This window comes from Amygdalobacter indicium (assembly GCF_029101545.1).
Taxonomy (GTDB): domain Bacteria; phylum Bacillota; class Clostridia; order Saccharofermentanales; family Fastidiosipilaceae; genus Amygdalobacter; species Amygdalobacter indicium.
Window position 1 is genome coordinate 1,087,661 of record NZ_CP118866.1, and the last position, 24,727, is coordinate 1,112,387.

19 protein-coding genes, 10 tRNA genes and 1 other annotated feature are annotated in these 24,727 nt (G+C 43.4%); of the genes, 2 read left to right on the forward strand and 27 right to left on the reverse strand.

The genetic code is table 11. The features are described 5' to 3' along the window. From PYS60_RS04535 to PYS60_RS04620, 18 genes are all read right to left on the reverse strand, one after another. A complete protein-coding gene (locus PYS60_RS04535) occupies window positions 1-1,206 on the reverse strand; it encodes a hypothetical protein (RefSeq protein ID WP_315568036.1) in 1,206 nt (401 codons plus the stop codon). Window positions 1,207-1,348: 142 nt separating this feature from the next. Next, complete coding sequence (locus PYS60_RS04540) at window positions 1,349-6,205, reverse strand: hypothetical protein (protein ID WP_315568038.1); 4,857 nt, start codon at window positions 6,203-6,205, stop codon at window positions 1,349-1,351. 213 nt (window positions 6,206-6,418) lie between these two features. After that, a tRNA-Cys gene (locus PYS60_RS04545) sits at window positions 6,419-6,490 on the reverse strand. Between the two features lie 16 nt (window positions 6,491-6,506). Beyond that, window positions 6,507-6,578, reverse strand: a tRNA-Gly gene (locus PYS60_RS04550). A gap of 48 nt (window positions 6,579-6,626) precedes the next feature. Continuing rightward, a tRNA-Glu gene (locus PYS60_RS04555) sits at window positions 6,627-6,698 on the reverse strand. A 7-nt stretch (window positions 6,699-6,705) separates the two neighbouring features. After that, a tRNA-Met gene (locus PYS60_RS04560) sits at window positions 6,706-6,779 on the reverse strand. A 136-nt stretch (window positions 6,780-6,915) separates the two neighbouring features. After that, window positions 6,916-7,296, reverse strand: coding sequence for a 50S ribosomal protein L7/L12 (gene rplL, locus PYS60_RS04565; protein ID WP_315568040.1), 381 nt, complete (start codon window positions 7,294-7,296; stop codon window positions 6,916-6,918). Window positions 7,297-7,320: 24 nt separating this feature from the next. Beyond that, window positions 7,321-7,848, reverse strand: coding sequence for a 50S ribosomal protein L10 (gene rplJ, locus PYS60_RS04570; RefSeq protein ID WP_315568042.1), 528 nt, complete (start codon window positions 7,846-7,848; stop codon window positions 7,321-7,323). A gap of 11 nt (window positions 7,849-7,859) precedes the next feature. After that, window positions 7,860-7,985 (reverse strand) — a sequence feature (ribosomal protein L10 leader region). A 72-nt stretch (window positions 7,986-8,057) separates the two neighbouring features. Further along, the gene (rplA, locus tag PYS60_RS04575) at window positions 8,058-8,744 is read right to left on the reverse strand and encodes a 50S ribosomal protein L1 (protein ID WP_315568044.1); all 687 of its coding nucleotides are present in this window, start codon (window positions 8,742-8,744) and stop codon (window positions 8,058-8,060) included. A 5-nt stretch (window positions 8,745-8,749) separates the two neighbouring features. Further along, entirely contained in the window at window positions 8,750-9,190 is a 441-nt protein-coding gene (gene rplK / locus PYS60_RS04580) for a 50S ribosomal protein L11 (protein ID WP_315568046.1), read from the reverse strand. Window positions 9,191-9,251: 61 nt separating this feature from the next. Further along, the gene (nusG, locus tag PYS60_RS04585; protein ID WP_315568048.1) at window positions 9,252-9,890 is read right to left on the reverse strand and encodes a transcription termination/antitermination protein NusG; all 639 of its coding nucleotides are present in this window, start codon (window positions 9,888-9,890) and stop codon (window positions 9,252-9,254) included. Continuing rightward, entirely contained in the window at window positions 9,887-10,243 is a 357-nt protein-coding gene (gene secE / locus PYS60_RS04590; protein ID WP_315568049.1) for a preprotein translocase subunit SecE, read from the reverse strand. Before secE ends, nusG begins: the two co-directional genes overlap by 4 nt. 22 nt (window positions 10,244-10,265) lie before the next feature. Next, the gene (rpmG, locus tag PYS60_RS04595; RefSeq protein ID WP_315568050.1) at window positions 10,266-10,430 is read right to left on the reverse strand and encodes a 50S ribosomal protein L33; all 165 of its coding nucleotides are present in this window, start codon (window positions 10,428-10,430) and stop codon (window positions 10,266-10,268) included. A gap of 121 nt (window positions 10,431-10,551) precedes the next feature. Continuing rightward, window positions 10,552-10,641, reverse strand: a tRNA-Ser gene (locus PYS60_RS04600). 93 nt (window positions 10,642-10,734) lie between these two features. Then, window positions 10,735-11,001, reverse strand: a complete 267-nt coding sequence (locus PYS60_RS04605; protein ID WP_315568052.1) for a hypothetical protein — start codon at window positions 10,999-11,001, stop codon at window positions 10,735-10,737. 178 nt (window positions 11,002-11,179) lie between these two features. Then, on the reverse strand, window positions 11,180-11,419 hold the full coding sequence (locus PYS60_RS04610) for a hypothetical protein (protein ID WP_315568054.1): 240 nt from the start codon (window positions 11,417-11,419) through the stop codon (window positions 11,180-11,182). A 25-nt stretch (window positions 11,420-11,444) separates the two neighbouring features. Continuing rightward, entirely contained in the window at window positions 11,445-13,118 is a 1,674-nt protein-coding gene (gene murD, locus PYS60_RS04615) for a UDP-N-acetylmuramoyl-L-alanine--D-glutamate ligase (protein WP_315568055.1), read from the reverse strand. Next, window positions 13,111-14,691, reverse strand: coding sequence for a hypothetical protein (locus PYS60_RS04620; protein WP_315568056.1), 1,581 nt, complete (start codon window positions 14,689-14,691; stop codon window positions 13,111-13,113). Before PYS60_RS04620 ends, murD begins: the two co-directional genes overlap by 8 nt. A 232-nt stretch (window positions 14,692-14,923) precedes the next feature. On the opposite strand from PYS60_RS04620, the gene PYS60_RS04625 reads away from it, so the two are divergent. Further along, window positions 14,924-14,997, forward strand: a tRNA-Ile gene (locus PYS60_RS04625). Between the two features lie 17 nt (window positions 14,998-15,014). Next, window positions 15,015-15,096 (forward strand) — tRNA-Tyr (locus PYS60_RS04630). A gap of 174 nt (window positions 15,097-15,270) precedes the next feature. On the opposite strand, the gene PYS60_RS04635 is transcribed toward PYS60_RS04630, so the two are convergent. From PYS60_RS04635 to jag, 9 genes are all read right to left on the reverse strand, one after another. Beyond that, window positions 15,271-16,437: a hypothetical protein gene (locus PYS60_RS04635; protein ID WP_315568058.1), complete on the reverse strand. Its 1,167-nt coding sequence runs from the start codon at window positions 16,435-16,437 to the stop codon at window positions 15,271-15,273. Window positions 16,438-16,604: 167 nt separating this feature from the next. Beyond that, window positions 16,605-16,677 (reverse strand) — tRNA-Lys (locus PYS60_RS04640). 2 nt (window positions 16,678-16,679) lie between these two features. Then, window positions 16,680-16,752, reverse strand: a tRNA-Gln gene (locus tag PYS60_RS04645). Between the two features lie 7 nt (window positions 16,753-16,759). Further along, window positions 16,760-16,834 (reverse strand) — tRNA-His (locus tag PYS60_RS04650). A 206-nt stretch (window positions 16,835-17,040) separates the two neighbouring features. After that, window positions 17,041-19,185 carry a hypothetical protein gene (locus PYS60_RS04655; protein ID WP_315568060.1) on the reverse strand — a complete coding sequence of 715 codons (2,145 nt, stop codon included), beginning with the start codon at window positions 19,183-19,185 and terminating at the stop codon, window positions 17,041-17,043. A gap of 161 nt (window positions 19,186-19,346) precedes the next feature. Beyond that, window positions 19,347-20,384, reverse strand: a complete 1,038-nt coding sequence (rsmG, locus tag PYS60_RS04660; protein ID WP_315568062.1) for a 16S rRNA (guanine(527)-N(7))-methyltransferase RsmG — start codon at window positions 20,382-20,384, stop codon at window positions 19,347-19,349. After that, window positions 20,359-22,344 (reverse strand): tRNA uridine-5-carboxymethylaminomethyl(34) synthesis enzyme MnmG, encoded by a 1,986-nt coding sequence (mnmG, locus tag PYS60_RS04665; protein ID WP_315568064.1) that lies wholly within the window; start codon window positions 22,342-22,344, stop codon window positions 20,359-20,361. Before mnmG ends, rsmG begins: the two co-directional genes overlap by 26 nt. A 42-nt stretch (window positions 22,345-22,386) precedes the next feature. Beyond that, window positions 22,387-23,865 carry a tRNA uridine-5-carboxymethylaminomethyl(34) synthesis GTPase MnmE gene (mnmE, locus tag PYS60_RS04670; RefSeq protein WP_315568065.1) on the reverse strand — a complete coding sequence of 493 codons (1,479 nt, stop codon included), beginning with the start codon at window positions 23,863-23,865 and terminating at the stop codon, window positions 22,387-22,389. 76 nt (window positions 23,866-23,941) lie between these two features. Next, window positions 23,942-24,721 (reverse strand): RNA-binding cell elongation regulator Jag/EloR, encoded by a 780-nt coding sequence (jag, locus tag PYS60_RS04675; RefSeq protein ID WP_315568066.1) that lies wholly within the window; start codon window positions 24,719-24,721, stop codon window positions 23,942-23,944. Window positions 24,722-24,727: the final 6 nt, after the last annotated feature.

Consider the following 24,727-nt stretch of genomic DNA (forward strand, 5'->3'; position numbering starts at 1 on the left):
TCAACACTCGCGCTCAACTGGCAAAGAATAATGTGTTAATACTCTCAGCCAGTCACGCAAATCTTCGGACTCCAAAATTTCAGTCGCTGTATAATTAGACTGTAAGTAGTCACGCAGGCGTCGGGCCAAAGTTAAACTACCACAATCAATAATCAGTTCCGCTATATACATATTACCACTATTCGTGCTGACTGTTAGATCAAAAATTTGCGAAAAATTGCGAATAAATCCTGTCAGCTCGGAAGTAGGAGGCAAATTAACAGCCGACTCGGCATCTATAGGTCCGCTTTGCGCTTCAACCAAACTGCCGTAAGCTGTAAAAAGTAATTGAATTTCAGCAAGTAAGCGTTCATCTTGCAGTAAAACATTCTTGGACGCCGTCTGTTTGAGTCGACCTAAAACCGTTTCTGTCAGCTTCTCCAAAAGCTGAATATGTTCCGCGGCTAAAAATGCAGTTAGACGCAATAAAACCTGACTCAAACTGTCGTTTTTCTCGGCAATCTCCCCGAATTTCGGCAAAAGTCGAGCATATTGTTCGGAAAGGATCCGCCGCACGGAATGTAAATTTTCTGCACTTACCGCCTGATAGACCAAATTAAGCGGCTCTTGTCGCCGATTAAAAATAAGGTCCGCTAATTCGACTAAGAAACGGGTACAATTATAATCCGCCTGTGCTTGTAAGACTTCTTGCTTAAACTGCCAATTAGTTGCCGCCGCCTGCGCCGACAAATCAGCCATCAGCGCCCGATATTCCTGCTTAAGTTTTTCAGAAGCAGTCGTATCGCTCGGCACCTGAGCCAGTAAATTAAGGAATTCTTCCGGAATACGCGAACGTAAGTCCTGCAATTTCGCTGTACTGCACGCTTCAAAATCCGCCACGCAACCGTAAAAATCAGGCAAAGGTAAATTGTAAGCCGTCTGCAAAAAAGCAGATATACAAGCAGGATGATTGGCAACTGCAATAAGCAGCTGCGGCGGCAAATATGCAAAATTCTGATAAGCTGAAAAATACGGCAATAATTGTTCGGGCACCTCGGACAACAATCGGCAATAATTATATTCCGATAATTTATAGCTGAGACAATCTGCCGGCACCGCCTTCTCCATCAACTCGTTCAAAGCCTGCTCTTCCGCTGCCTGTAAAACCAAACAATGCAACAGCACCTGAGAAAGAGTCCTGTTATCTACTTCTAAAATTTTATTCACGCTCATTTCTCCCTACCGGATCATTTCTTCAATTTTACTAAAAATTAAGTTCAACGGCAAAGCAAAAATACACCGGGAATCAACCGTCTTGCAGTCAACTCCCGGTGCTTACAGGTCAACAATTATGACTATTGCTTATCATTTATTGGCGACGTCTTTTGAAACGGCTCAAAGCAAGGGCTACAGCCGACATACATGCTCCGAAAATTCCGAACATATCAGCACTTTCACCCGTTTTCGTAACTACGCCGCGATGATTTCTGCCGGCAGGTTTGGAACTGAGTTCAACCAACTTGGCAATAGATACGTATTCAATATTACCGTCACGGAAACGCACAATTAACTTCTGCAGTGCCGCATCAAAAGTAACATGATCAATATTCTTGTCACGATTATAAGCTTCCAGCAATTCCGCCGCTTTATCGCCTTCTTCTTGACTTACATCATCGACATCCTCAACTTCCACTTTGCTTGTAGGAATATCCAAGTTGTAATTGTCATTTCCCAGAATAATCTGCGGATTGACCGGCGATTTGTCAGCCTGGCGCACAAGGTCGATCAACTTCACTTCCAGCTTATTGCCCTTCACGGTAATTACCGCTTTAGCTGTCGCTTTTTCAATAACAATCTGATCCGCCTGCAACTGTTTATTCAATTCCAACAGCTTATCTTTAATTTTTTGCTCTTCCTGCTCCGTCAGATTATTGAAATCATTGATATCTTCTACCGGAACTTTATCCTTCTCATCCGGCAAAATAATTCCCTGCAATTCGGCCCGCGCTTTAGCCAGAACGGAACGGGCATTTTCCAAAGACTCGGCTGTTGCAGCCTGATCTTTAATAACAGTAAGAGCTTCATTCAGAGCCTTGTCGAAAGCATCTTTCTTCGCCTTGTCCGGCTCGTTCGTATAAGTCTGCTGTTTCTTAGTTTCCTGTGAAAGGGCGATTTCAGCCTCTAAAGCCTTACGTAAACGGGCATCGAGATTATTTACAGCTTGAATAAGGTTATCCGCCAATTCATCCACTTTACTCTTGGCACCTGGAACTGCACTGTCTTCCGCTACCTGACTGTCCTGTTCAATTTGCTCATCCGTCTTCTTCAGCTCTTCTTCAGCCGCTTTAATAGCAGCGTCCAACTTGGCAATAGCCGTTTGAGAAGATTCGTTCTTATCATCTTCCTTCGCCTTTTTCGCCTTTTCCAGTTGTTCCTGCAAATAAGCCTTCGGTTCACGCTTCAATTTATCACTCAAAGCAACCAGCCGCTTAATTAAGTTTTCCACTTCGCTGCTTTCTTTCGCCGGGCCACCTGCAGCAATTAACTGCTGCGCTTCTTTGAGCTCATCTTTGTTTTGTAACTCGGGGATTTTAGCTGCTTCAGCTGCCACTTTTGCAAGTTCGGCCATCAGACGATCCAAACGTTTACCTTCATTAAGAGTTGCGGCAAATTCTTCATCTGTGGCAGATCCGTCCAAATCAAGTTTCAATTTGGCTTTTTGAGCGTCATTAAGATGCGTAAGCTTGTCTATCTCGGCTTTGGCCGCTTCTCTTTGCTTATACTTCTGCGCCACCGCCACGATAACTTCACAATCTTCCGCATTCTTGGCTTTCTCCAAATCCTGCAGATACTTCTGTTTTGCTTCAGCCGGCAAATTCATTTTTTCAATTTCATCTTTTGCTTTGGCTTTGGCATCTGCTAAACCTTGCTGTTCCTGCGCCTCATAATTTTGTTTGGCTTTGTTGTTGGCCTCTTCTACAGCCTGATCAACTTCCTCATCGGTTTTGGCCGCCGTAATTTTTTGTTCGGCTGCATTCTTATCATTCGGATTTAAATCTTTGTCAAGCAATTTTTTCGCCGCTTCTTTATGCTTATTAAGATTGTCGGTCTGAGCAGCTTCGACAACCTTGTTAATATCATCTGCAGTTGCCGCCTTATCGACATTCTCTTTGGCTTTTTGCTTTTCTTCATCCGTCAAATAATTCAGTTTGTTGATCTTTTCTTTGGCTTCCTGCCGCGCTTTGTTTAGTGCTTCCTGCCTTTCGTCATTCTTGGTCTTGGCCTCATCCGTCTGCGCCGCAATTTGTTCAGCCGTTTGTGCCTGATCAATCTTGGAACAGTAATCTTTTTTCTCCTCTTCCGTCAAATTCGGCAAAGCATTGACAAAATCTTTCGCTGCCTGCTGTTGTTGCTGCAAATTATCCGCCGCCTGCGTCTTTTTCGCATTTTCGTTATCCTTGGCGTTAGCGTCTTTCAAAACATTTTCAATATTTTCGCCGTTATTGATTTTGTCTTTGAAAGTTTTCTTTTCTTCCGGTGTTAAATGCTTGAGATCATCAATTTTTTTGATAGCGTCATTTTTCTTTTGTTCGCCATCTTTTTTCTGCTTATTCTCCGCATTTTTACCGGTTGCTTCCTGAATAATCGTTTCAATAGCATCAGCGCTTTGGGCTTCTTTGATTCTTTTTTTGTAATTTTCTTTTTCGGTCGGGCTTAAATTATCCAAACCGTTAATGGTCTTTTCAGCCTCTGCTTTCTTTTTCTCAAGATTGCCTTGGCCTTTTTCCTTCTCGGCTTTTTCATTAGCCTTGGTATTGGCTTCATTTAACTTATTATTGATCTCGTCCGTGCTATGGGCATTTTTAATATCATCTTTGATTTTTGCACCGTCTTCCGGACTGATTTCACCATTTTTGATCATGTCATCAATAATTTTCTCAGCCTCTTCTTTTTCACCGTTTTGCGGCTCAACTTGCGGGTTTTGCTGTGCCTGCGTGAAGAGCTTATCTTTGCTGAACTTCAGCAGCTCCGGGAATTGATCCCGTCCGGCAGCAGCTGAAACAACCAAGTTACCGTTTTGCTGAGCAAATTTGATAATATGCGGAATTGCCATCCCGTTTTGATCGAAATTAAAGTTTCCGGTAGCATCTTTTTTCGTGAAAATATCAAAGCCGTGAGTTGTATCCAGATTATTACTGCCGTCCAATTTAACAACATTGAAAACCGGGTCGTTCTCCACCTGCTCGAACTTCTTGCCGGTAAAAGCGGCATTGTCGAAATTATCGTAAATAAAGCGCTTAATAGCCTTTTCGAAATCGGCATTTGTCGGTGCTTGCGGGTTAGTTACGGGAACTTTGGTAATTACATAAGTCAAATCAAAATCGGCACTGCCGTCCTGACTTTTAACATTTTTCTTTTCCTGCGTCTGATCTTCCTGAGCCGGAGCTGTTCCGCCGGCAGATTTTTGATAAACCAGCTGCTTACCCGGAATTGTCGCCGTCGAACCGTCTTTATAAGTAAAAGTTGCGGTACCGTCGGCTGCCACTTTAATCGGGTCCTGGGCTGCCAATTGATCTTTAATGGCAGCATTAGCTGTAGTTAAAGCTGCCTGTAACTTACTAATTTCATCTGCTTCCAACTTAGCAGCATCTTTCACTTCCTGCCGTTGACAACGCTTGGGCTGATATTGCTCCGCCAACTTCGGTAATTCATAAATTAAACTGTCGGCCGGAATAGTATCTTTAGAACCGTCTTTGTAATTAATTGTGGCAATGCCTGTGTTTTTATCGACAGATATAGCATCGACGAAATTATCTCCCAGAGCATCCCTAAACGTTTGACCGTCAACTGTATAACTAAAGTTGGCGTCTAGAATATTGGAAGTAACATGTTTAGCTTCCTGTTCTTCCAAGCTCTTAATATTCTTGACCCCGACACGTTTACACGGTTTCGGCTCGAATTTCTCAGCTAAAGTCTGCTTCTTTACGACCAGATTTTCGCCTTTAATTTCATCTTTGGAACCGTCTTTATAAGTAATCGTCACCGTACCGTCTGCAGCAACACTGACCGCCTTATCGGCATCACCGTCTTTGAACAGCTCTTTCTTTTGGAACAATTCAGCATTAGCATCAAATACAGCGCTCTTAACTTTCTTAATTTCATCTTCATCCAATTTCTGCAAATCGGCAACTTCCGTCCGCTTAGGCACTACCGGTTCAACCGTATCGGCAATAGCGGATTTTTTCTTAACCAATAAAATACCCGGAATAGAATCTTTCGAATCGTCCGTATAAGTGATAGTCAACTTGCCGTCTTTGCCGACATTAATTTCCTTCACGTTCTTCTTATACTCTTCTGTCTGGGCAGCATTGAAGGCCTTTTTAACCGCCTCAACTTCATCTGCCGTCAAATCCTTCGGATTATTAACCTCGGTCAACGCCGGATAAGCAGGCGTCAAAGTATCTGTAAGCGGCGGCTTCTCCGGAATAACCTTGTCACTGCCTAAATTGAAGTGATGGTTACGGGCAATCTGATACATACCGCCCAGGAAATGCAATTTTTTATTTTTGTCCTTATCCTTAACTTTAGCAATAAATGTGTAACTAGTATCAACACTACCTAAAGGCTGCCAGTCACTCAGGAGATATTGCACTTCATTTTTATAATCATTATATGTAGCATTATATGAGGCATCGTTTTTATCATAAGATGTATCGGTAAATTCCTTGAATGCCTGCTCAAACTTCTTGTCACCCTTCTTAACCAGGAAACGGCTGTAACCTGTATGCCAATCAGCTAAGCTGAAACTTTTATATGAGTCATTCTCATTACCTTTACGCTCACGTTCGATGGAAATAGATTCCGGCTTTACCAATTCCAAATTTTCCGGAATAGTAAACCATCTGAAATTACGCACATACCACCAATCACGACTGGCATTCATGTGATAAGTAACTTTAACGTACTCTCCGTAAGGGTCTTCCTTAAACTCATTCTCAGCATAGGTACCATAATTGTACTCTACGCTTACATACTTATTGACACTGTAAGACTTACCGTGACGGGCATATTTCAGATAATCACCTTCAATTGCACCATCGGCATAAACATAAGGAGTCATTGTATAAGAACCCCAAACTAAAGCGGCACTCAAGGTAGTAGCCAAGAGGCGCCGTAAAAAAGCCGGGTTTAACATCACCGGACTTACATTCTTGAATTTACGCATATAACTTCTTCCTTTTGTAATAGCTGAACGCTAGTATGTAAAGATTAGTATACCTTATGCGCATATATATTTAGAAGTTTTTATCATTGAATTCAGGAAAGTGCACAAAACTGACGTCATGTCATTGTGTATGTTACTATAAAATTACAGAAACAAGACAAGCTTAAGAGTCGAAAATCAGCAATAAAAAAGAGCGCTTATGCGCTCTTCTGAAGGCACCAATCAGATTTGAACTGATGCATAAAGGTTTTGCAGACCTCTGCCTTACCGCTTGGCTATGGTGCCAAAAAAGCTCCGAGAAAGCGGGATACGAGATTCGAACTCGCGACTTTCACCTTGGCAAGGTGACACTCTACCACTGAGTTAATCCCGCATGAATCGGAGCTTAATTAGCATATCACTCATGCTTATTATTGTCAAGTGACCCGTAGCAGAATTGAACTGCTGTCTTCGCCGTGAAAGGGCAATGTCTTAACCTCTTGACCAACGGGCCGAAAAAATAGCGGTAGTAGGATTCGAACCAACGACACTCCGGGTATGAACCGAATGCTCTAGCCAACTGAGCTATACCGCCGGATTACTTCGAATCACTAAAGTCTTAGCAACTTGAAGTGCTTTGCTATTGTAACACGCAATTTTGTCATTTGTCAATAGCTTTTTTCTTAATTTACGAAAAAAACTGCCGCAAAATTGCGGCAGTTAAAAATGAATTACTTCAATTCAACTTCGCCGCCGGCTTCTTTAATCTTAGCAGCAATTTCATCAGCTTCAGCCTTTTCGACATTCTCTTTCAAAGTCTTAGGTGCACCGTCTACCAAGTCCTTAGAATCCTTCAAGCCCAAACCTGTAATAGCCTGAACAGCCTTGATAACCTTAATCTTAGCAGCACCGGCTGACTTCAAGATAACTGTATATTCGCTCTTCTCTTCTTCTTGAGCGCCACCTTGAGCACCGCCTGCAGGAGCAGCAACTGCAACAGCAGAAGCTGAAACACCGAATTCTTCTTCGATAGCCTTAACCAACTCATTGAGTTCCAAGACTGTCATTGCTTTAACTTCGTCTAAAATCTTTGTAATTTTTTCGCTTGCCATATTATCCTCCTTAGTAAAATATAATTAGGCATTAGCAGCGGGAGCAGACTCAGCCGCTTCGCCGTTCTTCTCGCTTACAGCCTTCAAAGCAACAGCCAATTTAGTAATCGGGCTGTTCAAAGTGTAAGCCAATTGTGTACGCAAAGTATTCATATCCGGGATATCAGCCAAAGCCTTAACACCGTTGCTGTCCAAAACCACACCGGCATTGGCACCGCCTTTGAGTACTGGTAACTTAAATTTCTCATTAAATTGTTTGAGTAAACGTGCCGGAGCAACTGCATCAGTCTTACTGACAGCAAAAGCTGTCGGACCTTGCAAATATTCGGCCAAGCCTTCCAAACCGGCTTCTTTGGCGGCAATCTTAGCTAAACGATTCTTAAAGACATGATAAGATACACCATTTTCACGTAATGCTTTACGTAATTCCGTATCCTGTTCAACTGTCAATCCGCGGTAATCTGCTAAAACGATAGTCTCAGCACCTTGAAACAAATCTTTCAACTTGTTAACTACTGCCTGTTTACTTTCAAAAACTTTCGAACTGGGCATTATTGATCCTCCTTTACACAAAAAAATCTCTTACCAAAGCAGCAAGAGAGAGGAAGCAAATCACTATGTAACGCTACCTCAGCAGGATATTAAGCGCAGAGCGCACCGGCTATCTTTGGTATAACTACGATAATTTAACATAAAACAAAGAAGAAAGCAAGTACCAACTCACTTTCTTCTTTAACGATTTTACAATTAAATGCTGAAAATCAGATGTTACCGGAAACTCTGATGCCCGGGCCCATAGTAGCAGCCAAAACAGCGCTCTTAATGTATTGACCCTTAGCAGCAGCCGGCTTAGCTTTCCAAACAGCACCCATCAAAGCTTTGTAATTAGCTTCCAACTGCTCAGCAGTAAAGGAAGCCTTACCGATCGGGCAGTGAATAATATTTGCCTTGTCCAAACGGAATTCGATTTTACCGGCCTTAGATTCCTTAACAGCCTTAGCAACATCCGGTGTAACCGTACCTGCTTTGGGGTTAGGCATCAAGCCTTTAGGTCCTAAAACACGACCCAAACGTCCGACCACACCCATCATATCCGGGCTGGCGATAACAACATCGAAATCGAACCAGTTTTCTTTCTGAATTTTCTCAGCCAACTCCATACCGCCGGCATAATCGGCACCGGCTGCAGTTGCAGCTTCTTTCAATTTGTCGTTGCAGAAAACCAGGACTCTGATCTTTTTACCTGTACCGTTGGGCAAAACTACTGCACCGCGGACCTGTTGATCGGCATGTCTGGAATCGACACCCAAGCGAATGTGCAATTCAATTGATTCATCAAATTTACTTGTTGCAGTCTCTTTGAGCAATTTCATAGCCTCAGTCGAAGTATAGACTTTGGAAAGCTCAACTTTTTTAGCTGCCTCTAAATATCTCTTACCACGTTTCATGAAGCTTACTCCTTATCCGGCTTGCCGTTGACGACAATACCCATGCTGCGAGCCGTACCGGCAATCATGCTGGCACATGACTCAAGATTTGCGGCGTTAGTATCAACGATTTTAATCTTTGCCAATTCCAAGCATTGATCCCAAGTCATAGTCGCTACTTTTGTCTTGTTCGGAACACCTGAACCGCTCTTAATCTTGCACTCACGACGCAATAAAGATGCTACCGGCGGTTTCTTTGTTACAAAAGTAAATGTATGATCCGCATAAACGGTGATAACGACCGGAATTGCCATACCTGCATCAGCTTGTGTTGCAGCGTTAAAATCTTTAACGAACTGGGCGATATTCAAACCATGTTGACCCAGTGCTGGTCCTACCGGTGGCGCAGCAGTTGCTTTGCCCGCTTCAATTTGCAGCTTGACATAAGCTGTAATTTTCTTGGCCATAATAGCCACCTCCCAAAATATTTTACATACCGCCGAAAGCGGTTGTTATCTAATTAATTAATCAAACGGCTAAAACCTGAGTGAATTCCAACTCAACCGGTGTTTCCCGGCCGAACATGGAAACCATAACCACAACTTTTTTCTTCTCGTGATTGATCTCCTGGACCGTACCGATAAAGCCTTCAAGCGGTCCGTGAATAACTTTGATCGGATCGCCGACTTTGTAATCGACGATAGGATCCCAATCCGACTCGACGCCGACAATAGCCAATTCTTCCGCTGTCAGCGGGATAGGATCGCCGTCAGGACCGACAAAGCCCGTAACGCCGCGCGTATTGCGGACAATATACCAAAGTTCATCACTCATAACCATCTTCAACAGAACATATCCGGGGTAAACTTTGCGCTCATAGACGTGACGTTTACCGTCTTTAATCTCAACCTGCTCTTCAGTAGGTACGGAAACTTCCTGAATCAGATCTTCCAAGCCACGGTTCTGAATTACCTGTGTCAAAGTAGCTTTAACTTTGTTCTCGTAGCCTGAATAAGTATGAACTACATACCACTGTGCTTCCGGCTTTTTGTCGGTCACAGTCGCCGTCTCATTCTCGGCAGCCGGCACAGCAGTTGCATTTGTGCTCTCAGTCTGCTCCGTTTGTTCTTCTTTATTCAAAGCTTGATCCATGCTCATCTCCATCATTTCGTTGTCGCCTTAGCTGTCGTAGCCTGCGGCGCTTGACTTGTCGTTTGAGGTTCGGAAACTTTAACAGTACCTGTCGGTCTTGTATCTTTGCCGACATGTGCCTGAGCAGCAGGACGTTTCACAGGGTCGTTGAAACCGGTGAAATTAAGTACCAGCTGCATACAACTGTCCACCACGAAAATAAGTAAGCCCGATATGAAGCACAATACCAACACCGTTATTAAAGACTGTTGGAAGCTCTTCTTCGTCGGCCATACTACAAGTTTAAGCTCTGTATAAATGCCTAAGAAAAACTTCTTAAATCTGTCAAAAAATGTTGTTTTCTTCTGCTTGTCTGTATTCTTAGCCATCTTAGCTCCTTAAAATTCAGACTTATTTAGTCTCTTTATGAGTTGTGTGCTTTCTGCAGAAACGGCAGTACTTCTTCAATTCCAAGCGGTCCTTAGTGTTGGACTTGTTCTTCTTGGTTGAATAATTGCGTTGCTTACAATCTTCACAAGCTAAAATAATTTTGTCTCTTACTGCTGCTTTAGCCATGATTATCCCTCCGAAATTTTTTCATAAAAAATAAAGCCCTTACAGGCGTTATCCAAATATAGCACTAATTGCGATATAAGTCAAACAAAAAATGCCGTCACTTAAACACGACGGCAATATACGGAGAGCAAGGGATTCGAACCCTCGTTACGCCTTTTGAACGTAAACACGATTTCCAATCGTGCGCCTTCGACCGCTCGGCCAACTCTCCAGAAATAAATCGAACGTATAGTAAGTTAGCATAGCTCAAGAAAAAAAGCAAGTGCCCGAAATAAATCGGGCACCCGCTTAATCATAGAACTGCTTATTTTTCGCTCTCGTCTGCGGCTTTTTCACCGAACAAATTCAAACGGAACAAATAAGACTCATCTTCGACATTGTCGCAAACAATCTTGGCTTCTGCCAGCTTACCGCCTTCAATCAAGCGTACCAAGCCGATCATTTGGCTTAATTTACTCTTTAAATTGAATTTGTCTCCCTCATCATTAATCAGGTAGACATTACCGCGGCAATTGTCCAAAGCACGCATAAATTCCTGCACATCAATATCGCTCATTAAGAATTCTCTCATATTCCACCTCTTAATTATCAATAGTAAATTATCTCATATACACCATTTTAACCTATTCTTCGGCTATGTCAACAAAATCTCGCAAAAAGAGGCGCTTTTTTACATTTTGCCAATTATTATCGGAAAAATTAGGGCTAAAAGTAGATTTTTTCCGCCCTTGTGTTCAATATGCACTAATTTATTCGGCACTATGCATATAATAACGTAACCAGGCGACAGCTATAATCAACAGGAATAAAATTCCTAAAATTAAAAAGAGTAAATGATAGTTATTACCGGTCAGCAAAAGTAGAATGCCGATGAAGGCAACTATAAGCAATACACCCAGTAAAAAAAGGCCTAAGGCACTGTGCAGCACTGTTGTAATTATTTTAGCAATATCGGCAGTTAAACTGCGTTTTTTAGTTCTTCTTGGCATACAACCTCCTTCAATTTCCGCAAAATCACTTCGTCTCGGCACCACTTGCCGGCGCCTGCCGTTTAATCTCGGCGACGAAGCATCTACCCCGTTCTTCAAAATTTTTGTATGTATTATAGCTGGCTGCTGCCGGCGAAAGCAAAATGCCCTTACCCGGTGCTGTAATTTTATAGGCCAGATTCACAGCTTCCGCCATATCCTTTGCCTGATAATAACGTTTCAACTCCGCGGCACTTGCACCGACAGCCAATTGCGCCGTTAAGGTATGACCGGTAGTCGGCAAGCCGATAACATTGTACTCATGCTGCTTAAGGAAATCGTACAACTCGGTATAATCCAAGCCCCGATCCAAACCGCCCAATATTATCGTGCGGCACTGCGGTAATGCGGTCAACGCTTTTATTGCCGCCAAAGGAATTGTACAGATAGAATCATTATAAACAGGATGACTGCCGTATGTACCGACATATTGCAGACGATGCTCCAAACCGGTAAATTCCCGCAGGCAGCTGATAATATGCTCCTTTTGTTCCTTCTGAAATTCCGCCCAAAGCTCCGGCAACGCCAAGCTGCCGCCGCCTGCAATTTTTTGCTCGCAATAATAGGCAAAAGTTGCCATCACCGCTAAAACACTGTCCAGTTTCATATGCAAGATCTGCAATTGAGCGGAAAATTGCAAAGTGCACTTATTCCATGAATTTTCCTCAAACGCAGCAACATTCGACTGCTCAGCGTTTTCGGAACAATTTTCTAAAGAAATACCGCTAAACGTCAATTCGTTTTTTTCGGCGGAAAAAGTAAAAATATAGGCCTTCTTTTTTAATTCCTGTCGTGGCAATACATCATAATATTTTTGTAAATTCGCCAAATCGTTCTGATTACGACACAAGTAAAAAACATATTGTTCTTGCTGTAAAACCGGTACGGCACGTTGCAGTAAATTATCTTCATATGCCGGCAAAATCACCCATTGACGCCCTGCAGGTTGTCTGATCAGATTAATTTTGGATTGATAATATTCTTCCAGGTTGTGATAATGATCCAAATGCTCCGGATACAAGTTTGTCAACAAAGCAACTTTAGCAGTGTGCGTTGTAAATTCCAACTGATGACAGGAAAGTTCCAAGGCGGCAACATCTTTGCCCAAATCAAAAATCCGACTGAAAGCAGCTATGCCTATATTGCCCAACAACGCCGATTTCTGTTCAGCGCAATCAAGCAAATGGTAAAGCAGCGAAGTAGTTGTTGATTTACCTTTAGTCCCGGTAACAGCTACCGTTTGCTGACAGTATATTTGCAAAAACAAGTCAACCTGACAGGTTATTTCCGTTTGCGGCGCAATTTGCAGGCGCGGAGCGGAAAATGAGTTTTCTGCTGTCGCTTTTGCTTCATAGACATAATTTTTACAACTGATTCCCGGGCTTTTAAGCACAAGATCAAACTGTGATAAGTCAGGCGGATAAGCCGCCGCGCTGTAACTACTTACAGCTATACCGTAAGCTTCGGCTTTTTCCAAGCATTCCGCACATGGTTCGGGATTAAGGTCACTAACGGCTAACGTTTCAAGTTCCAGTTGCCGGAAGTTAGCGGCAAAAAAATCGAAGCTGGCCTTGCCCTCTCTCCCCAGTCCCCAGATAAGAACTTTTTTACCGGCAAAACGGCTATGTAAAGCAGCAACAATTGTTTCTTTATTATTCATGCTCATCCTCTAAGTTTTTCATTTTATTTTGTAATATTTCTTGAAATTCCGGGTTTAAGAACGGTGCCGGCTGTAATTTTTGCAAATCAGGTCCTGCATAAACATACTCTCCGCCCGTAAATGTAAGCAAGCTGCAACGTCCGGCAGCTATCCAAGTAGCTGCAGCCTGTAAAAGGCAGGGTAACTGTTGTTCGGTGCGATGATAGCGATTCAAAAGTTTGCAAACGGCATACGCCACTTCTTCTACCGTCCCGACGCATTCAAACGGTTTTACCGGGGTGACACCCAATAATCCGGCCATATCCGGCAATAAATTTTCATTTTGCAAAATATCGGCGCCAAAGGCTGTCCGCATTTCCTGCGGTGTTAAATATACTGCCAGAATCAGGCTGACGAACAAACATTTCGGGCAATTATTACACCACTTGTTGGCCTGTTCTTTGGAACCTAAGTTGCAGGAGCGGAAATAAGGCAAATAGGCTTTATAATGGGCAAAAATCCGAGCAATAGCTATTTCCTGTAAAGGTCGAAGAAAACTGAAATACTCCGCCGCTGCGCCCAGATACAGGCAACTGTACGTGCGGAAAGAGCTTTCAAAGGCTGCCGTTTTGGAATACTGATGATTGATTTCCGTGCCGGCAACAGTAGCGGCGTTACTGGAAGCTTCATTGGACAAGGCTACATACGGTATGCCTGTCAGATAAGCGGCAAACAGGCTGTAAAAAGCTACTATGCCCGAGAAAGGTGTATGGCCGTTCCAAAAATTCAGTTGATTTAAAGTGACTATTTTCCGGTCCAGACGGCGTTGCACAAACAGGCAATGTTCCTCATCTATTCCAGCCAAAGCAATAGAATCTCTGCTTGCCTGCGTGGGATTAATCGCAAAAGCGTAACGTTCTTTTTCCCGTAAAAGTTCCAACGTCACAACGGAATCCTTGCCGCCGCCGACAGGAATAAGTACTTTTCTCGCATCTGAAGTCGCTTTTCCGTTATCAACAGGCTCAGTCAAAGCGAAGTGCGTCAAAGAGGTGACTTTGTGCCAGGAAGAATCAGGGAGATTCAAAGGGCAGGAAATTTCAACCTGCTCCGTCAACGAATAAGTCCACAATTCTGCGGGATTTATCGAGATATTATTGCGATAAAGGAACTCCCCCAAGCCGTTAAAATACCAGTCCTGCCAAGAGGCTGCAGCTGTTGCGGGAATAGGGACTAAAGAGCAGACATAACGCAAAGGGCAGACGCTTTTCCAATAAGAAATGCTCTCCATCAAGCCTATTTGAAATAAAAATGTTTCTATTGCCGTAATGTCGTTAATTCTTAATCGGTCTGCGACTTTATGCGGCACAGTTATGGTGCAAGTGGGCAAAAAATCTGTTAAAGTCGGTAAAGAAAAATGCCATTGACAAGTGATTTCCCATGCCTTTTCCGTGTGATTAATCTTATAAATAAAGTCATGGTAAACAAACAGGGGAAAAATCCGACGCAATGCCAAAAATTTGCTATTGCCGGTCAGATGCAGAGCCTCCGCCGTTATCGGACTTAAATTCATCGCCTCTCCCTGTAATTGCTCCATAAAACTACTCTCCTACCTTCAGCGCGTTTGTCAAAATTCATTATAGTTCAATTGTTCCGCCTGTCAAAATTCAACGTCCATCTCCCGCCTTGAAGTCTGCACCTTTCAGGACATTTTCATTTGTGTTATACCGGGACATTATCATTTTTGACTCATAAAATTTTTCTGCTCGGCGAAAAAAGTGTTGACAGGGAGCTGCGCTTTTGCTAACATATCACTTGTCGCTATCAGCGGGCCTTTAGCTCAGTCGGTTAGAGCAGCCGGCTCATAACCGGTCGGTCCTGGGTTCGAGTCCCTGAGGGCCCATTCACAATTTTATATTTGGGGAAGTTCCCGAGTGGCCAAAGGGGGCAGACTGTAAATCTGTTGTCTACGACTTCGATGGTTCGAATCCGTCCTTCCCCATAGTTAATGAGACTCACTTTATGTGAGTCTTTTTCTTTGCCTTTTTTCTTTCACAATCACAATTTAATTAGTCAAATTTGCCGCTTCCGTTTTTACTCCGCAAAAAAACGGCTCCAATGTCAAGCATCGAAGCCGTTAGCGCTGTACTTATTTTTACGGACCGTTTCGCCGTTTTTACGGACGCGGAATATATATAACCTGTTTATCGCGCAAATAGACAACATTCTTTCTTACTGTCAGTTTATTGGCACTGATAATCAAATCAATATAGTAATCGGGATTAACGGCAAAATTCTCATATTCTCCGGCATAAGCACTTTGAGCAATAGCATAAATATTATCACTGATTTTTACAGCATAATACTTGCCGACAGTCGGAACTTTGCTGTCAGCCTTGGGTGAAGAAGAATTTTGCACCAAATTATTCGGCACTTTGCGCGGTACAAACTTTTTAGTCCCGCTGACAACAGGCTGCGTCTTTCCAGGTTTAGTGCTCGGCTTCAGTTTATCCGTCTTTTTCGGCGCTGCAGTTGTCGTCTTAGCTTTACTTGCGGCAACTGTTTCCGTCACTTTGACTGTTGTTTCCTCAGGCTGCTTATCTGTCGACGTTTGCGCCGGCTCATTCAACGATTCCGTACTGCCCGCTATTTTGTTCAAAAGATCGGTAAAATGTTCTCCTTCTTCCTGTAAAGCCTGTTTAACATGCGCTTGTAATACGGAAACATCAGTCAAACTCAATTGTATTTTTTCGGAACGTAAACCGGGTAAACTCAAACCCGAGGCCGGAACTTTTTGCAATTGCATACTTTCCTTCACTTTTTCCAAATTGCCCTTACCGGCGGCTAAACACGTGCCCAGCTCCTTTTTCAATTCGTTGTAAGCTGTCATATCGGCCGGACTTTGGAGAATTTGTTTAACTGAATTTCGGACTTTGGAATCTGCGGTATTGAGCTCTTTATAGAATAACGGTATAACGCTCGCTGCCGTCAAATGTTCCACCTCGAGCGCTTGCTGATCGGACGTATCGGCAGTATCAGGCATCTGCAAGCTGCTGAAGTTTTGCACGGATTGTGCCAAAGCAGCCTGCACCACAGCCTGTGCTTCACCTGTCGGCTTACCGTACAAAACTTCTTTCGTTTCTGCGTCAAGGTAAGCTGCCGCCTGAGAATTGTTCGTATTATAAGTGTTGATAAAATCGGAATAAAGAGCGGCATTTCTTTGTGAGCGGTAGATAAAAGCTGCTGCATATGCCGTTAAAACGATAATTAAAGCTATGATAGCCGCCAACAGCTTTTTCAAGCCGCTGATACGGATACGATTCAAGATTTGATCAAAACTCATGTGTCAACCTCTTTATTCCACATTTTGCTTTATATTAGCAGTTCAAGCTCGAAAATTAAAGTCAAACTTTGTAACAGTCGGAGTAACAATTCAGGTTCTCAGTTTTACGTGCTGCCTGTAATTATTTTCGGGCAAAGAAAAAGCACCGTATTCCTACGGTGCTTAAGTGACCCATGAGGGACTTGAACCCTCGGCCCCTTGATTAAAAGTCAAGTGCTCTACCAACTGAGCTAATGGATCGACAGGGATGGCAGGACTCGAACCTGCGCATGCGGGAATCAAAACCCCGTGCCGTAACCGCTTGGCTACATCCCTAAATAAGGGTGAGATATGGGAGTCGAACCCATGGCCTCCAGAGCCACAATCTGGCGCTATAACCAAACTTAGCTAATCCCACCGTATATTCGTGTGACAATTAGCAATTGTAGCACTTAGTCATCTCAATGTCAAGCAACAAAGCTAAGTCCAACCGAAGCTTTTACATTATAACCAAACTTTTTCATCTTGGCAAGTGCCATATATTAGTTGTGGCAAATAATTATGAGTCACAAATTATAATGTCCCGGTATAGTACCCCCAAGCGGTTTTTACTCTACTTAAGGCTTAATTTCTTACTGTTTTTCTGCCGCTGAACAGCAATAAGCTCAACAGTCCGACTGCGACCAGATAAAGGCTCAATTTCCCGCTCGTTTCCGGTTTGTTGCCGACTGCAATCTGACGGGTCACTGTAATTTTAAGAGTCTGCTCACACTTAAATTCCTTCCCGCTTGTTGTTTTACCTGTAACTGTAATCTGATACGTTTTTGCACCTTTGCTGTCCAGTTCCTGTTGCAAGGAATTGTCTTTAATAATGCCGCTGATTGTACCGGCAGCCAGCACTTTCCTGTTATTGGGATCGGGAGCAGCGGGCGTGAATTTTAAGCCTATTTTTGCTAATTCCGTTTGCCAAGCCTGATCAAACGCAAAAGTCGGTAAGTTTTCCTCTTTTTGGCTTGTGACGGTAATTTTAATCTGATTTATTTCCTGCCCCTCGTATACTGTCTGTTCAGGCGGCTGCGCTTCCATTTGCACATCAGCCGGCGGATAATCTATCTTATAATTCTGAAATAATGAGGTAGGTGTAAAGGTAATTTTCTGTGTCGGAAATAGCTGCATATCGGCGGGAATATTGTACTTTTGCCGCATCTCCTGCTCTTTGGCTTGAATAGCCTTGTCTACCTGATGTTTAACGATCTTCATATAATCTCCGGACGCCGGCTTGGAGGTATCAGTTTCAAAGTTCTCATTAACCCGGGAATCGTAGCATGCCGGTAATTGCAATGTTTCTGTTTTGTCTTTATAGGTTATTGTGATTTCTTTGTAATATTTAGCTTTGGCTCCCAGCTCCAGCAGATCCGGATTATCCGTAACCACCAGATTTTTCAGAATGTAATCATTTTTCGTTTGCTCTTCCGTTTGACCGAACAGGTTGGGATCCTTCAGACTCAACTTGTTTATCAGTTTTGTTCTACCTTTTTCTGTTTTAGTATTTTTAGATGCAATCAAAGCATTTACATGCCTTGTTATATTTCTCTTTGTATATTCAAAGTCAACCTTCCAATTATTCGCCACCAACACGCCTCTGAAGCCGGCAAAAGTATTTTGCAAGTTCGTTATACTGTAAAGACTACCACCCTTATAGTACAAATTCAGATTGCTGAAATTAAGCACGAAGTCATCCGTTCCCGCATTTTGAAACATAGATTCCATATAAACGATGTTGAAGTTGGACTGCCATTTACTGAAATCCGTATAACCTGTAAGGCTCTCCATTCCTTGGAAGTAACTTCCAAAGTCAGTATTATGATTTGTTTGAAATTTCCATTTGCTTAACTCTTTAATGTCCTTAATTTCCGTAGCGTTTTTCAGTAAGGCGTAGGCAGATGTCATAAACCTGACATTAACATCGCCGATGTTGCCCAAAGAGGCGAGTTGGTTATTTTTTAAGAAAGAATGTGCCTGGATGTCACGCGGCACTTTTCCTCGAGTTAATTCTTTGTAAAAATATATTCTTCCTTCAAAGTGCAAAGTATATCCCGGATGTTCAGCAATAAACTTTTCGATAGCTTCAGCCTCAGCATTTCTAGCTGAAAAAAATTCATAATAATCTTTGTCTGCCTTTGTTGCATTACCATGTGCTATATCATCATCCTTAACTTCTTTTCCGGGATCTAAACACGTTATAAAGCCTTCCTTGGCGCCGTTTTTCGGACGGATAATTACCAGTTTGGCAGCATCATCAGCAATCGCCTCACAGCCCTGCATCTTCATCACATCTGCCTCTTCCAGCTTATCGCGCCAAGGCGGCAAAGCGTCGCCGGTGAGAGCTTGCGGTGTATTTAAGTTGATTTGAGCCGAGCGCTGTTGCTGCAAAGCCTTTTCCGGCAGCGGCCGCGGCAAATAGTGATCGTTCTTTTTTTCTTCATTACTTGCAACTTCCGGCTTGTTCGCAGCTTCCTTAACAGTTGCAGGTTCAAGCTTCTTCTCAAGCGGCGTCAAGCCGGCCGTTGCCCTGTCCGGCTTTGCTGCACCTTCGGCCGGCAAAGCGGTCGAATTTGAAGCTTCTGCCACATCAGGCTGCAAAGTTGAATCTGCGGCCGAAGCAGCCGTTAAAGAGGCGGTATCCGCCGCGGCAACCTGTTGTAAAATAACTGAAGAAAAAAGCAAAAATGCTGCAAGAGCAACTGCCGTTACACGCTTAATAAACACTGTTCAAACCTGTTCTTTCCTAGCATCTAAATTTTATCTCTATAGTAATCATTTTCATAAGCAATAATGTATATTATTCAACATTTAGATTAAAAAAATGTAAACTTAGAAGTCGATACGCACAAAAGAAGCATTTACAGAAATCCGGTATTTTAACAGCCTTAAGACAGCTCTTGCGCAATCTCCAACATTCGGGTGCGCGGCAAATTATGCAGGCGCGGGTAAGTCGAAGCGACGCTTGCAACTTGGCGATATGCCATAATCTGTCTAGGGAAATTCGCTTGAGCTGCAGGCGGCAAAGAATAAACAGCGGGCGGCAAACTTAAAGCCCCAAGTAAATTGCGCAATTTGGCAGCTGAAAGCTCCGGTTCATTGGTGGTCTTAAGACAAAAACAAAAACTACCGATTTTAACTAACGGCAAACTGTATTCCAGCAAAGTCGGTAACGAGGAAACTGCCCGAGCAACAACAAAATTATAGCTGTGCCGCGCCTGACTGTGCGCATAGTCTTCTACCCTTTGCCAGAGCAGATTACAAGGCAATTGCAAATCCCGGCAGACGAAATCCAGAAAAGCTAATTTTTTTCTAACCGTATCCAATAAATCACAAGTTAATTCCGGCAACAATATTGCCAAAATAATCCCCGGAATACCGGCGCCTGTCCCTATGTCCAGCAATTTCCCCGCAGCTGAGGAGTTCAACGCCTCTTTTATTCTGCCTGCCAACATAAAGCTGTCGAAAATGTCACTCGTTACAATGTCTTGCGCTTTTTTTATCCGGCTGAGATTCAAATGTTGATTAACTGCAAGGCGTAAATAATAATACCGTAAAATTTTTTCATATTGTGACTTGGTCAGGCGCAACTTACAGCGAGAGGCAAGCAGCGTAATCACATCGGCCGCCAAGGAGGGATATTTCTCGCCCGTCATAGCCAAATTGCTGCTGAAATCCGTCGCTTGCAATTCATGCTCGAGCTCAATATAAGATGTCCGGGCAAAAATCCGGGCATAAAGTTGGGTCCCGAAATTCTCGTCTTTCTCCGCCTGCTCCTGCACTTCCTTATCAGTCAGCTGCAGCAGAGCACAAGCCAACTGCCTGACTACAGCGACAGTTTCCGTATAATCCTCTATGCTGATATTAAAAGGTCGCAGCAATTCCTGATAATTTATAGCTTTATTGCTTTTCCTGTTTTCTTTCACGACGATAACCTTCCAAATATACGACCAAAACAGATATATCGGCAGGCGACACACCTGAGATTCTACTTGCCTGACCCAAATTTTTCGGCCGCTGTTCCTGCAATTTCTGTCTTGCTTCCAAGCGTAAACCGTGCAGACTGCTGTAATCAAGATCCGGCGGCAACAAACGGGACTCCATTTTGACAAAACGGGCAATTCTTTCCTGTTCAATTTTGATATAACCGGCATATTTAAGTTGTGTTTCAACGGCAAAAATTATTTCCGGAGCTAAAGCCGGACGCTCGGAATCATAGGCCGCCGTTACATTGTAATTAAATTGCGGTCGACGTAATAATTCATCAAGATGACAAGTTTGCGTTAAATCCGGCAAATTCAAAGATTGCAGATAAGCATGGGCCTCCTGCGGTTTCACGCTAACTCCCTGTAAGCGTTTCAGCTCCGTTGCAACGGCTTCGACTTTAGCTGAATATTTTTCATACCGCTCTCTACTGATTAAATGCGCCTTGTATGCTATATCGCTCAGACGCATATCGGCATTATCCTGTCTTAAAGACAAACGATATTCCGTCCGGGAAGTCATCATCCGGTAAGGCTCTTTCGTTCCTTTGGTAACCAAATCGTCGATAAGTACACCGATATAAGCCTGATTACGCTGTAAAATCAAAGCTTCTTCGCCCCTTACCGCTAATGCCGCATTGGCACCGGCAATAAGTCCCTGACACGCAGCTTCTTCGTAACCGGAACTGCCGTTTGTTTGACCGGCGAAATACAAACCGGCGACCTTTTTGCTCTCCAAAGTCAGCTGCAATTCCAGCGGATCTATCAAATCGTACTCAATTGCATACGCCGTACGGGTAATTTCCGCCTTTTCCAAGCCGGCTATACTGTGCAATACCTGAATTTGCACATCTTCCGGTAAAGAACTCGATAAGCCGGATATATACAATTCTCTTGTATCCAGTCCTGTAGGTTCAATAAACAATTGATGGCGTTCTTTATCGGCAAACTTCATCACTTTATCTTCTATTGACGGGCAATAACGTGTACCGGTACCGCTGATAAGGCCGCTGAATAAAGGTGAACGACTGATGTTATTTCTGATAATCGTATGCGTGGTGGGATTGGTATAAGTCACAAAACAGCTTTGTTGTTTTTCTTTAGCTAAAGGGTGGGCGATATACGAGGCTGTTGCATAACTGGGAGTATTAAGGAAACTGAAGGAGAAAGGTTCAGCATCGCCTTTTTGTTCTTCCATACCGCTGAAATCACATGATCTTTTATGGATACGGACCGGGGTACCTGTCTTGAAACGTTGCATTCGGATACCTAAGGCGGCAATATTGCCGCTGAGGTATTCTGAATAAGCCAAGCTGTCGGGGCCTTGATGATATTTTTCCTGACCGACTATAATCTCCGAATTCAAATAGGTACCGGTGGTTATAATTACTTTTTGAGCCAAATAAGCAGCATGGAAACGGGAAACTATACCGAGAATTTTCTTCCCTTTGTCTGTTTGACACCACAACAAATCGACAATTTCCGCTTGTTTAATAAACAAATTATCAATGTCTTCCAAGCGTAATTTCATATAACGTTGGTAGGCTTTGCGATCAATTTGCGCCCGCGGACTGTAAACTGCCGGGCCCTTGGAAGTGTTGAGCATCCGAAAATGAATGCCGTTCTTATCCGCAGCTTCTCCCATCAAGCCGCCCAACGCATCAATTTCCCGGACCAATTGTCCTTTGGCCGTTCCGCCGATGTGGGGGTTGCAGGGCATGTTGGCCAAACCGTCCATGGATAAGGTAAATAATCCTACTTTATCCACCGATTTACAAGCCGCATAAGCTGCCTCTATACCGGCATGACCGGCACCGACTACAGCTACATCGAATCGATCCGCAATAAAAATATCCGCCGCCTGCAGTTCTGCTGCAATATTATTTATATCCAAAATCCGCATACCATGCTCCTTTACCTCATCGGTGCTGACTGCTGCTTTTCGCTATTTTCCGACACAGAAACGGCTGAATATCGTCTCAATCACCGCTTCATCCGGTTTTTGACCGGTAATAAGTGCCAACTTTTCTAAACAAGCCTGCAACATTTGATCCAAAATATCTAAAGGCGGCAGCGAACCGCCTGCTGCTTCGTCCAACTTTTGCAATATTGCGTCAATTTCACCCAATCCCTGATATTGCCGCAGCGAACTCACTTTAACGTTTTGTTGTAAGGACTGATCGCCCAAGCTGAGATAATAATCATATAAGCTTGTCAAAATTTGCATTATCTCCGTCCGATTATATACGGAACAGGGCAAAACCGGATAATTCACGGCATATTGTTGCTTAATTTCACGCAAAAGTGGCTTGCAGACGGATAAATCCTGCTTGGTAACCACGAAAAACAACTTAATGCCTTTAGCTTGCAATTCCTGCAATAATTTAGTTGCCGGTAAATTACCCTGTACGTAAGTTTCCCATTCCGGCGCCGACGTACTTGCATTGTCAACGGATAAGGCTGTATCGGTAGGTTCTCCCACCAGCCACAGAACAACATCGGCCTCAAATGCACTTTTGAAGCTGCGCTTAATGCCCTCTTTCTCCACCTTATCGGAACTTTTACGAATGCCGGCGGTATCTTTGAATTGGTACAAAATTCCTTTGTAACTTGTCTCCGCTTCTAAAACGTCACGTGTAGTGCCGGCAATATCCGTTACAATCGCCTTATCTTCATCAAGTATCGCATTGAGCAGACTCGACTTACCGGCATTGGGTGCACCTAATATTGCAATTTTTAAGCCTTCTTTAATTATTTTACCCTGGTTATAACCGGCCAGCAGAACTTGAAGTTGACGGCGAAGTTCGCCTGTTCTCCGCTTATATTCCGCCGCACTTATGTCATATTCGGGATATTCGGGAAATTCAATGGCCATTTGACATTTAGCCTCAAAATCCAGTAAATCGCTGTTGATTTTGCTGTATTGTCTGCCCAAAGCACCCGACAGCTGCTGCAAAGCCAACTTTTGCGCCTGTTTTTCCTCCGCTTGCAACAGATCCGCCAAACCTTCAGCTTCCGTCAAAGTAAATTTGCCGTTTAAAAAAGCACGTTTACTGAACTCACCTTTGGTCGCCAAACGACAACCGGCATGCTGACAGGCTTCCAGCAGTCTTGTACGACTGACACTGTTACCGTGACAGGAAATTTCGACCATCTCTTCCCCGGTATACGAATGCGGCTCTTTGTAGCGCAAAAGTACAACTTCATCAACAGTTTCCTGCGTCAAAGGATCAATCACGTGACCGTACGCCGCCTGATAACCGTTCAAAGCAACAACTTTGCGCGTGCTGTTATTACTGCCGATAGGACCGAAACGGAATATTTTATCGGCCAACTGCGCAGCTCCCTGACCGGAAATACGCAAGACAGCCAGCGCTGCTGTACCGGGCGCGGTAGCAAAAGCACAAATAAGCTCATCATTCATTAAAATGTACTCCTAAAATTAAACTGCCAAAACAGGAAGTTCCGGCAGTTTCAAAGGTCAATATAATCAGTTGCAATTATCTTGCCGTATTCTCTGTATCATTATCGTCCAAATCGGCCAACTCTTCCGGCAACGGCATATTAGGTTGATAATCCTCACTCAAATCAATTACAACATAACGATTGGGCTCTTCGCCTTCGCTATAAGTCAAGATACCCTTGATGCCGGCCAAAGCTTCATGAATAACCCGGCGGTCCAACGAACGCATCGGATTCAGCTCATAAGCGTTGCCGTTAAGTAACGAACGTTTAGCTGTTTTTTTGGCCAGTAAAATCAAAGTATTTTTACGTTTTTCAAAATAATCGCCGATATCCAGAATAACCCGTTTGTCACAACCTGCTTGATGGACAACCAGAGAAGTCAAATATTGTAATGAACGTAAAGTTTCACCGCGGCGACCGATCAGAATACCGCAATCCTCACCGGAAATATTAAAATGCAGCGTATCTTCCGACTCCTGACATTTCAAGACATTAGCAACATGCATGTTGGATAAAATATCCCGTAAAAACTTTTCGGCAGCGGCAATAGCAGCTTGAGTATCAGCGACAGTTGCCTCAGTTTTCTCGTGCTCTTCTTCCCCGACAACCTCTGCATTCTCACACGTCTCAGCCTGCTGTTTATCCTTTTCCGTCAGACGGACAACAGCCGCTTTTCTGCCGATACCCAGAAACGAACCGGCTTCAGGTTGTTGCAAAACGGTAACTTCGACTGCATCTCTGGTTAAATTGAGTTCCTGTAAGCCGTTACTTACAGCTTCTTCTACAGTCTTACCCTTGACTTCAATACTTCTCATATTTTC

Bases quoted from the DNA above. Each gene is read 5' to 3' on its own strand.
- secE (WP_315568049.1), bottom strand. From the start codon at position 10,243: ATGGCTAAGAATACAGACAAGCAGAAGAAAACAACATTTTTTGACAGA.
- mnmE (WP_315568065.1), bottom strand. From the start codon at position 23,865: ATGAATGATGAGCTTATTTGTGCTTTTGCTACCGCGCCCGGTACAGCA.
- mnmG (WP_315568064.1), bottom strand. From the start codon at position 22,344: ATGCGGATTTTGGATATAAATAATATTGCAGCAGAACTGCAGGCGGCG.
- nusG (WP_315568048.1), bottom strand. From the start codon at position 9,890: ATGATGGAGATGAGCATGGATCAAGCTTTGAATAAAGAAGAACAAACG.
- PYS60_RS04540 (WP_315568038.1), bottom strand. From the start codon at position 6,205: ATGCGTAAATTCAAGAATGTAAGTCCGGTGATGTTAAACCCGGCTTTT.
- rplL (WP_315568040.1), bottom strand. From the start codon at position 7,296: ATGGCAAGCGAAAAAATTACAAAGATTTTAGACGAAGTTAAAGCAATG.
- PYS60_RS04610 (WP_315568054.1), bottom strand. From the start codon at position 11,419: ATGCCAAGAAGAACTAAAAAACGCAGTTTAACTGCCGATATTGCTAAA.
- rplK (WP_315568046.1), bottom strand. From the start codon at position 9,190: ATGGCCAAGAAAATTACAGCTTATGTCAAGCTGCAAATTGAAGCGGGC.
- PYS60_RS04635 (WP_315568058.1), bottom strand. From the start codon at position 16,437: ATGAGTTTTGATCAAATCTTGAATCGTATCCGTATCAGCGGCTTGAAA.
- PYS60_RS04620 (WP_315568056.1), bottom strand. From the start codon at position 14,691: ATGGAGCAATTACAGGGAGAGGCGATGAATTTAAGTCCGATAACGGCG.
- rplJ (WP_315568042.1), bottom strand. From the start codon at position 7,848: ATGCCCAGTTCGAAAGTTTTTGAAAGTAAACAGGCAGTAGTTAACAAG.
- rplA (WP_315568044.1), bottom strand. From the start codon at position 8,744: ATGAAACGTGGTAAGAGATATTTAGAGGCAGCTAAAAAAGTTGAGCTT.
- jag (WP_315568066.1), bottom strand. From the start codon at position 24,721: ATGAGAAGTATTGAAGTCAAGGGTAAGACTGTAGAAGAAGCTGTAAGT.
- murD (WP_315568055.1), bottom strand. From the start codon at position 13,118: ATGAATAATAAAGAAACAATTGTTGCTGCTTTACATAGCCGTTTTGCC.
- rpmG (WP_315568050.1), bottom strand. From the start codon at position 10,430: ATGGCTAAAGCAGCAGTAAGAGACAAAATTATTTTAGCTTGTGAAGAT.
- PYS60_RS04605 (WP_315568052.1), bottom strand. From the start codon at position 11,001: ATGAGAGAATTCTTAATGAGCGATATTGATGTGCAGGAATTTATGCGT.